We start from the raw sequence: 11,883 nt of genomic DNA, 5'->3' as shown, positions 1-11,883 counted from the left end.
GACGCGGAGCGAAAGCGGGCGACCAGGACACCCAAAACCGTTCGGGATGTCCGCAGTGACCACACATGGGTCCAAGACCCACTCCTGCTCACTGACTAGGAACGGTTGAGCCACACGGTGTCGACGCCCAGCCACGCGAGGTGGTCGAGGCGCTCGGCGATCCCGTTGAGGTCGCCGATGCCGTCGCCGTCGGAGTCGGCGAACGACTGCGGATAGATCTGGTAGAAGACAGCGTCGGCCAGCCAGGCGGGGGCGGGACGGAACGTGGTCATGGAGGGGACCATACGGGAGCACGCGCGGCCTCGTCGCCGTCCGTCGCCCCTTGAACGAAGTCGATCCGGTCCGAACGATCCGGGGTGATCGGGTCCCCGTGCGCCCCGCTGCGCCTAAGCTGGCCGTGATGTTCTCCCCGCACGGTCCCACCCTCCGCGAGCTGGCCGTTCAGGCGCTGTCCTCGGTCGAGCGCGGCTACGACCTGCTCGCGCCCAAGTTCGACCACACCCCATTCCGCACCCCGGACCCCGTTCTCGAAGCGGTCGAAGTGGCACTGGCGCATCTCGGTCCGTTCGAGCGCGGACTCGATCTGTGCTGCGGTACCGGCGCGGGGATGGAGGTGCTGCGCTCCGTCTGCCGTGAGAGCGTCACCGGCGTCGACTTCAGCGCCGGGATGCTGGCCGTCGGACGCGAGCAGGTGTCCTCGGGCGGCTCGCCGCGCGTCGACTGGGTGCGTGCCGACGCCCGCGCCCTGCCGTTCGGCCCGGTCTTCGACCTGGCCGTGAGCTTCGGGGCGTTCGGCCACTTTCTGCCACGCGAGTTGCCCGGACTGTTCGCGCAGGTCCACTCGGTGCTGCGGCCGGGCGGCCGGTTCGTGTTCCCGATCGGGGCCCCGCCAGGACCGGTTTCGCCCTGGTACTGGGCGCTGCTCGGCTTCGACACCGTGATGCGGGTGCGCAACGCCGTCCGGCGGCCGCCGTTCGTCATGTACTACCGGACGTTCCGCTTCGGTGACGTCCGCCGTGAGCTGGCGCGTGCCGGTTTCACCGTGGCCCATGGGCCGCTGCCCGGCTTCGGCCGAAGGCCCGACGGCAGCCCGCGCTGCAGGCTGATCGTGGCCACGCGGGACAGTGGTACACCGCAGGTCCGAGCGCAGTGACGGCCGTGGGGTCGCAGGGCAGGTCCCAGCACGCGGTCGCGCCCGAGCCGAGTGCGTGGGTCCGGGCCAGGAGCAGGGTGACGTCGTCACGCGGTGCCCGCCCGCGTGGGCAGCGTCTCGATCACTGGCGAGCAGAGCTTCTCCAGGGACCAGCCGGGATGTGCCAGGACGCCGCCCAGTTGCTCCATTCCGACGTCGATGTCCTGGTCGTGGCTCTCGATCAGGTCCGGGGGCGGCGGTTCCGTGCGGTCAGCCGGCCGCCGGCAGCGTGAACTCGTAGACCAAGGCGTCGCGTTGGGCCTCCACCACGAGTTCGGTGATCTCCAGCGGCCGGTCCCACTGGTCGTGCACATGGCGTGTCACCCGCACGGTCGGCGGCAGCGGGGTGATCGCGTCGCGGTGGTGCAGGGTCAGTCCCGCCGTGCGCATCCAGTCGTAGGCGCGCCACAGCTCGGCGGCGGCCCGCCCGTCCGCCCGGTCGCGGTAGCGGGCCAGCTCGGGCACCTCGGTGACCGCGACCGGGGAGAACGAGGTGACGGCCGACCGTGTCCCGGAACCGTCCGCCGCCGCCGACGCGTACCGGTGCACGAGGGTGGGCCGCCGAGGCGCGAGGCCGAGCGCCCGGGCGTGCTCGGGGGAGGGGACCTCCCAGCTGACGGTCGCCCGGGCGGGATCCGCGTCCTGCGCCCCCACCGGGAACGCCAGCGAGGGGACGTGGTCGGCCGTGGCGCCGGACAGCACCGCGTGACTGCCGCGCCGGTCCGTGGCGACCAGCCCTCCGCGGCGCAGCATCTGCAGGGCCTGGCGTACGGTCTCCCGGCTGACGCCGAAGTGCGCCGCCAACTGCCGTTCGCCGGGGAGCCGTTCGCCCGGCGGGATGACGCCGTCGCGCAACTCGCCGAGCAGCTGGGTGGCGATCCGCCAGTAGAGCGGCTCCTCCTGCGGGCGGGGTCGAGGGTGGTCGGGTCGGGTGGAGCGGGCCATGTCCGCGCCTCCTGGTGACAAGACGTAGCCGTGCGGGATCAGTACGCGACCAGATCTAGCATTGGTCTAAACCACCAGGGAAGGGCGGTCCGGGAGATCGGCCGAATCCGGCCCGTGGCGCCCCGCAGGACCCGTGACGCGGCGACGTTCACCACGGGTGTGCCCCCGGTCCCGTGGACGGGCCCGGCTCGGCGTCTCCTCGCGGCTCGTCAGAAACGGGCCGCCAGCCAGCGCAGTTTGACCGCTTCCTGGTAGGGGCCGCCGCCCTCGTGGTCGTTGAAGTCGTAGACCTCGACCTTCTTGTCGTCGTGCGCCCACGCGTTGAAGGCGGCGAACACCGTGGACGGGGGGCAGGTCTGGTCCTCCAGCGCGGCCGAGAACAGCGCGGGAGCCCGGCCGCGGGCGGCGAAGTGCACACCGTCGAAGTACGACAGTGTCCGCATCACCCGCTCGGTGCGGCCGCGGTGGGTCTTGAGGTAGTTGCCGATCTCCCGGTACGGCTGCCGGTCCGTGAGCGTCGTGGCGCGCGGGAAGTCGCACAGGAAGGGCACGTCCGGGGCGACCGCCACCAGATCCGGTACGAGACCGCCGACCGCGAGCGTGATGCCGCCCCCTTGGCTGATCCCGACGGCCGCGGTGCGGGAGGCGTCGGTCAACGGGTGCGCACGGGCCGCCTCGACGGCACGCACGCCGTCCGTGAACAGCCGGCGGTAGTAGTACGTCTCCGGGTCCTCGACGCCGCGCGTCATGAACCCGGGAAAGGCCGGAGCGCTGCCGACCGGGTCGGGTGTTCCGCCGCCGCCCCATGCGCTGCCCTGCCCCCGTGTGTCCATCACGAAGTGAGCGAAGCCCGCCGACGCCCACAGCAGATGCACATGCGGAAGGCCGCGTCCGCCGCCGTAGCCGACGAACTCCACCACCGTGGGCAACGGCCCGTCCACGGATGCCGGAACGGTCAGCCAACCCTTGACCGGATGGCCGCCGAAGCCGGCGAACGTCACGTCGTACACCTGGAGCGTTTTGAGACCGGTGTCGACCGGCTCGAAGCGGGCGTCCAGTTCGTGCTCGCGGGCCTCCTGCAGCGTCTTCGTCCAGAACGCGTCGAAGTCAGCCGGTTCGACCGAGGCGCTGCGGTATGCGCGGAGTTCGTCGGGCGGCAGGTCGAACAGGGCCATGAGGGACCACCTTTGACGACAGGAGCACGGATGATCGAGATGATCACACCGTACGGTCGTCGTGGCAGCCCACGCCAGACCTCGATCGCGTCCCGGGAGGGGCAAGGCCCGTCATGCCGTGCGCCGCCCCCAGTCGGGACCCGTCCGGGCCCACTCGGCCTCCCACTCCGCCATGCGGTGGCGTTCGGCGACCCGGCGGTTCACGGCGCGGGCCAGGAGGACGGCTCCGGCTGCTCCGCTCGCGGCCCAGACACCCGACGTCAGGGCGTGCTGCCACACCGCCGCGTCACTCGGCGGGGCGGCGACGCCATGGTCCCTGGCGTCCAGCCACACATCGGTCCGTTCGCCGCGCCGCGAGCCCGCGGGGACCTGGGCCACCGTGGTGCGCGTGCCCCTGCCGGGTTCCTTCCAGCGCACCTTCACGTCGTACAGGGGCTGCCTGGTGCCCTGCGTCGAGGGAGCAGCGCTCGGGGCGTCCTCGACGAGCACCGCGGACACCTTATGGCGCTGGGCGCGCTGGCTCACCTGGGTCGAGTGCGCGTCGTCGTACGCCGTCCAGGCCGCGACCGTACCGGCGAGCGGCGCCCCGACGCACAGCAGTACGGCGACGAGCAGGGCCGTCCACGCCTCGATCACATCGGACCGGCGGCGCAGCGGATTGCGTCGCCAGCGCCAGCCGCGCACCCGGGTTCGCATGTCGACCTCCTTGCCGCCACGTCCCGCTCGTGGAGGGCCCGGCCGTTCCCCGCGCGGGCCTCTGGCACCCGCGTCCCCGCCCCCGGCAACGAAGAACCCCTCGGCGGGACACCGCCGACGGCGGCGCGGCGCATCCGCCCGCCACCCGGGGCCGGGCCGTCAGACACCCCGGTCCGCACCCGCACGGCGTCGGTCCGGGCGCCTCCCGCGCCCGGCACCGGGTGATGCCGTGTACCCGGCCGTGTCCGCCGACCTCCGGGCGACGGACGGCCGCTCAGGGCCGCGTGCGTACGCGGCCCGGGATGCTTTCGACATGAAACGGCTTTTACGCCAATTCTCCTCCCGGGCGAGGCTCCCGGCCATCTGGCCCCGAAACCAGGGCTCGTGTCGGCCGGGGCGTTCGAGCACGAAGCGTGCCTCCGAACCGTCCGGACCAGGCCCGCAGCCGTGTGTGATCGATGCCCACGCCTTCGGCCGTGTGCACCCGGGTGCCCTGCTTCCCGTCCCGTCGAGCCAGAACATTGCGGCCGTATGAACTCTCCGCAGGCCCGGGAATAGCCGGTCCGTGATCTTCCTTGCCGTGTAGTGGCCGGCATCGGTGGCTTCCGCGACGGGTGGTCCGGCGACAGCGAAGGAGAGTGAGACGGGACATGCCCAAGGCGTACGCGTACACGCGGTACGGCGGTCCGGAGACCGAGGCGTTCATCGAGGTGGACCGGCCGAGCCCGGGCCCGGGACAACTGCTTGTGGCGGTACGCGCGGCGGGCGTCAACCCGATCGACTGGAAGCTGCGCTCGGGCTACCGCCGTCCCGGCGAGACGGGCGCACCCGCGTTCCCGCTGGTGTTCGGCAGCGAGGCCGCAGGCGTCGTGAAGGAGGTGGGCGAGGGCGTGACCGGCTTCGCCGTCGGTGACGCGGTCTTCGGCAACACCGTGGCCGGAGGCTACGCCGAGTACGCCCTGCTCCAGGCCGCGGTGACCGCGCAGGTGCCGGACGGGCTGCCCTTCGCGGACGCGGCGGTCCTGCCGGTCGCCGCCGCCACCGCGTACGACGGGATCCGCCAGCTCGGCCTGCCCCGGGGCGCGACCTTGCTGGTCACCGGCGCCGGCGGGGGAGTGGGTGTTGCTGCCGTGCAGATCGCCCGCGCCCTCGGGCTGCGCGTGATCGGCACGGCGAGCGAGGGCAAGAAGGACTTCGTGGAGCAGCTCGGAGCCGTGCACGTCCCGCCGGGTCCGGACCTGGCGGCGCGGGTGCGGGCGGCCGCTCCCGACGGCGTAGACGGTGTGTTCGACCTGGTCGGCGGCGATGTGCTGGCAGAGGTGGCGACTCTGACGGCCGACCGCTCGAAACTGATCACCGCCGGGGCGCCGGCCCAGGACGTGGAGCGGCTGGGCGGCGCGCGTGTCATCCGGGCCCGGACCGCGTCCGTGCTCGAGGAGCTGGCGCGCATGGTGGGCGACGGGGAGCTGATGCCGTACGTCACCCTGACCTTCCCGCTCGAACGGGCCGGTGAGGCGCTACGCGCCGTCGAGGACGGTCACGTCCGCGGCAAGGTCGTGATCGAGGTCGCCGCATGAGTACGGAACGGCACGTCCTCGACAACCCCGCGCTCGCCTCGCTGACCGGCCCGCACGCCCACTTCGCCGAGCGCCGCGGCCGCGTCCTGCGCTACCTGCACGACGTGTCGCCATGGGTGGGCCTGCCCGATGAGCCCGACGCCGACGACTGGGCCGACCTCGCGGCGCTCGCAGGCCCCGGCGCGGAGGCCCCGATCCCCGGTTTCCGCGGGCAGCTCCCGGCGGGCTGGGAGATCACCTTCGCCATCGACGGAGTACAGCTCGTCGACGACGGACTTGCCGCCGCGCCCGATCCGGAGGCCGTACGGCTTACCGCGGCCGACGTGCCCGAGATGCTGGACCTGGTGGAGCGCACCCGGCCCGGCCCGTTTCTGCCGCGCACCATCGAACTGGGCACCTACCTCGGTATCCGGCGGGACGGCGCCCTGGTCGCCATGGCGGGCGAGAGGCTGCACCCGCCGGGCTGGACCGAGATCAGCGCCGTGTGCACCGCCCCTGAATTCCGGGGCCGGGGGCTGGCCACCCGGCTGATCCTGGCGGTCGCGCACGGCATCCGCGAGCGCGGCGAGACCCCGTTCCTGCACACCGGCGCGGGCAACACGGACGCCATCCGGCTCTACGAGTCCCTCGGCTTCCGGCTGCGCCGCGCCACCAAGTTCCTCTCGGCGCGGGTTCCGCAGCACGCGGGGGACGAGCAGGCCGTGGGGATCTGAGGAGGGGACCGGCAGCGCGCCGAAGAGTCCGCCCGTCCGCGGAGCGCCGGTCAGCCGGCCGGTTTCGCGGACGGTCCGTCGACTACGGTGCCCGCCGCCTTGTTGTACCGCGTCAGATACGTCGCGAAGCGTTCCAGGTCCGCCTCCGGCCAGCCCGCGAGGCGTTCCCGGAAGGCCTCGCGGCGGCTCTCGGTGACCTGCGCCAGGATCCGCGTCCCCGCGTCGGTCAGACGCAGCACCTGCACCCGGTGGTCGTGCGGGTCGGGCTGCCGCCCGATCAGCCCGGCCCGTTCCAGCGCGGTGACCTGCCGGCTGACGGTGGACTTGTCGAGGGCGTAGTGCGCGGCCAGGTCGGTGGCGCGGCAGCCGCCGCTCTCCTCCAGGTGTCCGAGCAACGTGTACGAGACCAGCGACAGTTCCGGATGCATCCGTCCCGCCGAGGCGCGGGCGCGGCGGGCGAACGCCGTCATCTCGCGGTGAATGGCCTCCAGGGCCGCTTCCGCCTCGCCCGAACCGGCGCCGCGGTCCGCGGCGGTGGTCTCGCCGGAGCTCTGGGCTGCCTTCACGGGACCTCCTCGCACTTCAAGTTGCACTGTACAACTCGAAGGAGGGGGTGCAGGAGTCCGCCTGGGCGGGAGGAACCCGTCGGCAGCGCAGTCCCTCCTGCTAAGGTGACCGTCCCGGCCCGGATCGCCCCGGCCGGTCGTGGCCGAGGAGGTGAGACCCATTACCGCTGTGTCGGCTCGGGTGCTCTCGCCTCACGACAGCGTGGATCACCGCCGGTAGGTGACCGCGAGGGTGCCCTTCGGTCAACCGGAAGGCTTCCCGGCTCCATGCCACCAGTTTCGCTCCCCCACGTTGTTCTCACGCTCCGTTCCGCCGGCTGTGTCTTCGCCGAGGACGAGGCCGAGTTGATTCTCGCCACCGCCCGCACTACCGACGAGGCCGCCGCCATGGTCGACCGGCGCGTCGCGGGCCTGCCCCTCGAACTGGTCCTCGGCTGGGCCGAGTTCCACGGACTGCGGGTCGCCGTGGAGCCGGGCGTCTTCGTGCCCCGCCGCCGCACCGAGTTCCTCGTCGACCAAGCCGTCGCACTCGGGCGCGGTGCCGCCCTGGTGGTGGACCTGTGCTGCGGCTCGGGCGCGCTCGGCGCCGCGCTCGCCGCGGCGCTCGACGGTCCCGAACTGCACGCCGCGGACATCGATCCGGTCGCCGTGCGCTGCGCCCGCCGCAATCTCGCCCCGTACGGCGGCCGGGTGCACGAGGGGGATCTGTTCGCGGCGCTCCCGGACGGGCTGCGCGGGCGCGTCGACATCCTGACCGCGAACGTCCCCTATGTGCCGACCGGAGAGGTGGCGCTGCTGCCGTCCGAGGCCCGTGACCACGAGCCGCTCGTCGCCCTCGACGGCGGCTTCGACGGCCTGGACGTCTTGCGCCGGGTCACCGCCGAGGCGTCCAGATGGCTGGCCTCCGGCGGCTTCCTGCTGGTCGAGACGAGCGAGGGTCAGGTGCCCGCGGCCCTCGATGCGTTCACCCGGGGCGGGCTCGACGTGCGGCTCTCCGCCTCGGAGGAGCTGTACGCCACCGTGCTGATCGGCGTGAAACGGTAGCGGACCCCGTTCCGCCGCCCGGCCGCCCGGTGAACGGGGAAGCGGACCGGCGCCGCTCTCCCGCCCCATTGTGCAACTAGTTGCACAATGGGGCGGTCGTCGTCTACAACGGAAGAACGACACGCCGTACGGAGGGCCCGATGAGCCGCTACCCGCATCTGCTGACCCCGCTCGACCTGGGCTTCACCACCCTGCCCAACCGCGTGCTCATGGGCTCGATGCATGTGGGCCTGGAGGAGGCGGAGCGCGGCTTCGAGCGCATGGCCGCCTTCTACGCCGCCCGGGCGCGCGGGGGAGTGGGGCTCATCGTCACCGGAGGCATCGCGCCCAACGAGGCCGGGCGCCCCTATGAGGGCGGTGCCAAGCTCACCACCGATGCGGAGGCCGAGCAGCACTCCGTCATCACCGGGGCCGTTCACCGCGAGGGCGGCAGGATCGCGATGCAGATACTCCACTTCGGCCGGTACGCCTACCACCAGGACCTTGTCGCGCCCAGCGCCATTCAGGCCCCGATCAGCCCGTTCGTGCCGCACGCACTCACCGACGCCGAGGTCGAGCAGACCATCGACGACTACACGCGCGCGGCGCGACTGGCCCGGCAGGCCGGGTACGACGGCGTCGAGATCATGGGCTCCGAGGGCTACCTCATCAACGAGTTCATCGCGGCGCAGACCAACCGGCGCGAGGACCGCTGGGGCGGCTCGTACGAGAACCGGATGCGGTTCCCCGTGGAGATCGTGCGCCGGATCCGCGAGGCGGTCGGCGAGGACTTCATCGTGGTCTACCGGCTGTCCATGCTGGACCTCGTTCCCGGTGGCTCCTCACTCGACGAGGTCGTCACGCTCGCCAAGGCGGTCGAGGCGGCGGGCGCGACGATCATCAACACCGGGATCGGTTGGCACGAGGCCCGTATCCCGACCATCGCGACCTCCGTGCCGCGTGGCGCCTACACCTGGGTGACCAAGAAGCTCATGGGTGCCGTGTCCGTCCCCCTGGTGACGACCAACCGCATCAACACCCCCGAACTGGCAGAGCAGTTGCTCGCCGACGGATGCGCGGACATGGTGTCGCTGGCCCGTCCGATGCTGGCCGACCCGGACTTCGTCGCAAAGGCCGAGGCGGGACGCCCCGAGGCCATCAACACCTGCATCGGCTGCAACCAGGCCTGTCTCGACCACACCTTCAGCGGCAAGATCACCTCCTGCCTGGTCAACCCGCGCGCCTGTCACGAGACGGAGCTGGTGCTGTCCCCGACCCGGCTGCGCAAGCGTGTCGCCGTCGTGGGCGCCGGGCCTGCCGGGCTCGCCTGCGCCGTCTCCGCCGCCGAACGGGGCCACGAGGTCACGCTCTACGACGCCGCGGACGAGATCGGCGGCCAGCTCAACATCGCCCGGAAGGTGCCCGGCAAGCAGGAGTTCGACGAGACGCTGCGCTACTTCCGTACCCAGCTCGAGTCGTACGGCGTGGACGTCCGGCTGAACACCCGCGTGGCCGCCGCCGACCTCGAAGGCCACGACGAGATCGTCGTCGCGACCGGCGTCACGCCCCGCACCCCCGAGATCCCCGGCATCGACCACCCGAGCGTCGTCGGCTACCTCGACGTGCTGCGCGACGGCGCCCACGTCGGCGAACGGGTCGCCGTCCTCGGCGCGGGCGGCATCGGCTTCGACGTCGCCGAGTACCTCACCGACGGCGGGGAGAAGGCGAGCGAGGACCCGGCGACGTACTTCCGCCACTGGGGCGTCGACATGGACTACCGCGCCCCCGGCGGCCTCGCCGCGCCCGACCGGCCCGCCCCGTCACGCACCGTCCACCTCCTGCAGCGCAAGACCACCAAGGTCGGTGCCGGGCTCGGCAAGACCACCGGCTGGATCCACCGCACCGAGCTGAAGCACCGCGGCGTGACCATGGTCCCGGGTGTGCGCTACGACCGGATCGACGACGCCGGGCTGCACATCACCGTGGACGGCGAGAGCCGACTCCTGGAGGTCGACACGGTAGTGCTGTGCACCGGACAGAAGCCGCGCCGCGATCTGTACGAGGAACTGCTGGCCGCCGGCCGGACGCCGCATCTGATCGGCGGTGCCGACGTGGCGGCCGAGCTGGACGCCAAGCGGGCGATCAAGCAGGGCACGGAGGTTGCGGCGGCGCTCTAGGGGCGTCGCGCGGCCTCCTTAGGATGACCCCATGTCACTCCCGCACGCGATCCTGACCGCCCTGCTGGAGAAGCCGTCGTCCGGACTGGAGCTGACCCGCCGGTTCGACCGGTCGATCGGCTACTTCTGGTCGGCGACCCACCAGCAGATCTATCGGGAGCTGGGGCGGCTGGAGAGTGACGGACTGATCCGGGCCCTGCCCACCGAACAGCCGGCCCGCGGGCAGAAGAAGGCCTACGAGGTCCTGCCCGCAGGCCGCGCCGAACTCGAACGCTGGGCGGCGGCGCCGCAGGACCCGAGGCCGATGCGCGATGTGCTGCTGCTGCGGCTGCGGGCGGCGGCCGTCGTCGGAACCGAGGGTATCGAGGCGGATCTGCGCCGCCATCTCGCCTTGCACCAGCAGCAGTTGGCGGAATACCAGGACATCGAGCAACGTGACTTCGGGCCCGGAAAGGACTCGGAACAGGACCGCCTCCAGCACCTCGTGCTGCGAGCGGGCATCGAGGTCGAGACCTTCTGGATCCAGTGGCTGACCCATGCCCTGGAGGAGTTCGGGCAGCTGTCCGGGCGCGAAAAGCGGTGACCGGAAGGCGCTGACCGGAGGGCGACCGGATCGAGTCAACCGCCCGTCGTCACCGTCCGCTCCGCCGAATATCCGCCCCAGGTGCCGTCCGGCAGCTTCGCCCGGATCCGCACCCGGTACGTCACGCCTGCCTCCCGGCCCACATAGAAGCTGTAGGTCGCCTCGGCGTGCGGCGCCGTTCCGCCCCAGACGAGCGAAGTGGCGGGCTGTCCGTCCAGGTCGATCCGGTACTCGGTGACGAGACCGTCCACCCGCGGCGGGACCCAGGCCAGGTCCAGGTAGTACGCCCCTCCGGCGCGGTGGGTCGTGGCACGGAACCGGGCGGGCGCGGTACCCCGGCTGTCGCCGGCACCGGCCGAAGTGGTCAGCCGTACCGCCTCGCTCGCCGGTGAGAGGTTGTCGGCGGCGTCCCGGGCGCGGACCGTGAACGAGTAGCGGGTCCCAGGCCGCAGCCCGGTGACCACGGTCGCGGTCTGTGCGCCGCCCACACTGTGGATCTTCGAGCCGCCCTGGTAGATGTCGTACGAGACCACCCCGCGGCCGTCCGTCGACCGGCTCCAGGCCAGCTGGACCGCCCGGCTGCCGACGGTCTTGCCGGACGGGTGCCCGGGGCGGGACGGCGCCCGCTCATCGGTGGTGACCGCGGCGGGGGTGGTGGCACGGACCGCCTGGCTCGCCGGACCGACGGCGCCGTCGGCGCTCCGAGCCCGGACCCTGAAGACGTAGGACGTCGCGGGCGCGAGCCGGGTGACGTCCACCATGTGCTCGGCGCCCGGCACCTCCTGCACCTTGGCAGAGCCGCGGTAGACCTCGTACGCGGTGATGTCCGGGCCAACGGCCACCTGGTTCCACATCACGTGCACGCTGGTCGCACTGCCCGCCACGGCCGTCACCCCCAGGGGGGCGGAGGGGACCCCTTTGCCTTCGCCGGCGTGCTGCCCGCCCCAGGCGCAGGACGCGAGCAGCAGGACGGAACCGCAGATCACCGGCACGGGCATGCGTCGCACGGCCTGCCTCCCCTCGAAGGATTGGTCTGTACCTATATGCCATGGCTGCCGTGATCGCATCAAGAGAAGGGCATGTGTTCGTCGGCCCGCGCCCGGCTACGTATGCTGGTCCCGAGGGCGGCGTGAACTCGCTACTGGGCTTCACCGGCTCGGCGGCCACGTGGCCTCCCGGGCCCGCGTCCTGGGCAGAACTCAAGGTCCCCAGGGGTTGACGCCAGAGTCTCTATCG

At 72.2% G+C, this 11,883-nt stretch carries 11 protein-coding genes and 1 pseudogene; 6 read left to right on the top strand and 6 right to left on the bottom strand.

Features of this window, described 5'->3' with window-relative positions; all coding sequences use genetic code 11:
• Window positions 1–104: 104 nt before the first annotated feature.
• Window positions 105–272: pseudogene (locus tag ACWDA7_RS44525) on the bottom strand (alpha-amylase family glycosyl hydrolase); the annotation flags it as partial.
• A 128-nt stretch (window positions 273–400) separates the two neighbouring features.
• Between ACWDA7_RS44525 and ACWDA7_RS44520 the strand changes: the two are divergent.
• Window positions 401–1,153, top strand: coding sequence for a class I SAM-dependent methyltransferase (locus ACWDA7_RS44520; RefSeq protein WP_450612813.1), 753 nt, complete (start codon window positions 401–403; stop codon window positions 1,151–1,153).
• Window positions 1,154–1,402: 249 nt separating this feature from the next.
• Here the strand turns inward: ACWDA7_RS44520 and ACWDA7_RS44515 are convergent, their stop codons facing one another.
• The 3 genes from ACWDA7_RS44515 to ACWDA7_RS44505 all read right to left on the bottom strand — a co-directional run bounded on the left by ACWDA7_RS44515 (window position 1,403) and on the right by ACWDA7_RS44505 (window position 4,008).
• A complete protein-coding gene (locus ACWDA7_RS44515; protein ID WP_450612811.1) occupies window positions 1,403–2,137 on the bottom strand; it encodes a GntR family transcriptional regulator in 735 nt (244 codons plus the stop codon).
• Window positions 2,138–2,346: 209 nt separating this feature from the next.
• Window positions 2,347–3,312 carry an acetylxylan esterase gene (locus ACWDA7_RS44510; RefSeq protein WP_450612809.1) on the bottom strand — a complete coding sequence of 322 codons (966 nt, stop codon included), beginning with the start codon at window positions 3,310–3,312 and terminating at the stop codon, window positions 2,347–2,349.
• A gap of 111 nt (window positions 3,313–3,423) precedes the next feature.
• Window positions 3,424–4,008 carry an Rv1733c family protein gene (locus ACWDA7_RS44505; protein ID WP_450612807.1) on the bottom strand — a complete coding sequence of 195 codons (585 nt, stop codon included), beginning with the start codon at window positions 4,006–4,008 and terminating at the stop codon, window positions 3,424–3,426.
• Between the two features lie 650 nt (window positions 4,009–4,658).
• On the opposite strand from ACWDA7_RS44505, the gene ACWDA7_RS44500 reads away from it, so the two are divergent.
• Both ACWDA7_RS44500 and ACWDA7_RS44495 read left to right on the top strand, forming a co-directional pair.
• Window positions 4,659–5,585, top strand: a complete 927-nt coding sequence (locus ACWDA7_RS44500) for a quinone oxidoreductase family protein (protein ID WP_450612805.1) — start codon at window positions 4,659–4,661, stop codon at window positions 5,583–5,585.
• Window positions 5,582–6,298 (top strand): GNAT family N-acetyltransferase, encoded by a 717-nt coding sequence (locus ACWDA7_RS44495; RefSeq protein ID WP_450612803.1) that lies wholly within the window; start codon window positions 5,582–5,584, stop codon window positions 6,296–6,298. The genes ACWDA7_RS44500 and ACWDA7_RS44495 overlap by 4 nt, the downstream gene beginning before the upstream one ends.
• 50 nt (window positions 6,299–6,348) lie before the next feature.
• Here the strand turns inward: ACWDA7_RS44495 and ACWDA7_RS44490 are convergent, their stop codons facing one another.
• The gene (locus ACWDA7_RS44490; RefSeq protein ID WP_450612817.1) at window positions 6,349–6,768 is read right to left on the bottom strand and encodes a MarR family winged helix-turn-helix transcriptional regulator; all 420 of its coding nucleotides are present in this window, start codon (window positions 6,766–6,768) and stop codon (window positions 6,349–6,351) included.
• A 363-nt stretch (window positions 6,769–7,131) separates the two neighbouring features.
• Here ACWDA7_RS44490 and ACWDA7_RS44485 point away from each other — a divergent pair, with 363 nt between their 5' ends.
• The 3 genes from ACWDA7_RS44485 to ACWDA7_RS44475 all read left to right on the top strand — a co-directional run bounded on the left by ACWDA7_RS44485 (window position 7,132) and on the right by ACWDA7_RS44475 (window position 10,647).
• The gene (locus ACWDA7_RS44485) at window positions 7,132–7,908 is read left to right on the top strand and encodes a putative protein N(5)-glutamine methyltransferase (RefSeq protein WP_450612801.1); all 777 of its coding nucleotides are present in this window, start codon (window positions 7,132–7,134) and stop codon (window positions 7,906–7,908) included.
• A 140-nt stretch (window positions 7,909–8,048) separates the two neighbouring features.
• Complete coding sequence (locus ACWDA7_RS44480; RefSeq protein ID WP_450612799.1) at window positions 8,049–10,064, top strand: FAD-dependent oxidoreductase; 2,016 nt, start codon at window positions 8,049–8,051, stop codon at window positions 10,062–10,064.
• A 31-nt stretch (window positions 10,065–10,095) separates the two neighbouring features.
• Window positions 10,096–10,647, top strand: a complete 552-nt coding sequence (locus ACWDA7_RS44475) for a PadR family transcriptional regulator (RefSeq protein ID WP_450612797.1) — start codon at window positions 10,096–10,098, stop codon at window positions 10,645–10,647.
• A 35-nt stretch (window positions 10,648–10,682) separates the two neighbouring features.
• Here the strand turns inward: ACWDA7_RS44475 and ACWDA7_RS44470 are convergent, their stop codons facing one another.
• The gene (locus ACWDA7_RS44470) at window positions 10,683–11,645 is read right to left on the bottom strand and encodes a fibronectin type III domain-containing protein (protein WP_450612815.1); all 963 of its coding nucleotides are present in this window, start codon (window positions 11,643–11,645) and stop codon (window positions 10,683–10,685) included.
• Between the last annotated feature and the right edge of the window lie 238 nt (window positions 11,646–11,883).

Source organism: Streptomyces sp. NPDC001156 (assembly GCF_053598275.1).
The sequence above is the reverse complement of the archived record's forward strand: the minus strand, read 5'-3'. Positions and strand labels throughout refer to the sequence as shown.

Coding starts and splice junctions, on each gene's coding strand:
- ACWDA7_RS44470 (WP_450612815.1), bottom strand. CDS start 11,645: ATGCCCGTGCCGGTGATCTGCGGTTCCGTCCTGCTGCTCGCGTCCTGC.
- ACWDA7_RS44475 (WP_450612797.1), top strand. CDS start 10,096: ATGTCACTCCCGCACGCGATCCTGACCGCCCTGCTGGAGAAGCCGTCG.
- ACWDA7_RS44500 (WP_450612805.1), top strand. CDS start 4,659: ATGCCCAAGGCGTACGCGTACACGCGGTACGGCGGTCCGGAGACCGAG.
- ACWDA7_RS44515 (WP_450612811.1), bottom strand. CDS start 2,137: ATGGCCCGCTCCACCCGACCCGACCACCCTCGACCCCGCCCGCAGGAG.
- ACWDA7_RS44490 (WP_450612817.1), bottom strand. CDS start 6,768: ATGACGGCGTTCGCCCGCCGCGCCCGCGCCTCGGCGGGACGGATGCAT.
- ACWDA7_RS44495 (WP_450612803.1), top strand. CDS start 5,582: ATGAGTACGGAACGGCACGTCCTCGACAACCCCGCGCTCGCCTCGCTG.
- ACWDA7_RS44485 (WP_450612801.1), top strand. CDS start 7,132: ATGCCACCAGTTTCGCTCCCCCACGTTGTTCTCACGCTCCGTTCCGCC.
- ACWDA7_RS44510 (WP_450612809.1), bottom strand. CDS start 3,312: ATGGCCCTGTTCGACCTGCCGCCCGACGAACTCCGCGCATACCGCAGC.
- ACWDA7_RS44480 (WP_450612799.1), top strand. CDS start 8,049: ATGAGCCGCTACCCGCATCTGCTGACCCCGCTCGACCTGGGCTTCACC.
- ACWDA7_RS44505 (WP_450612807.1), bottom strand. CDS start 4,008: ATGCGAACCCGGGTGCGCGGCTGGCGCTGGCGACGCAATCCGCTGCGC.
- ACWDA7_RS44520 (WP_450612813.1), top strand. CDS start 401: ATGTTCTCCCCGCACGGTCCCACCCTCCGCGAGCTGGCCGTTCAGGCG.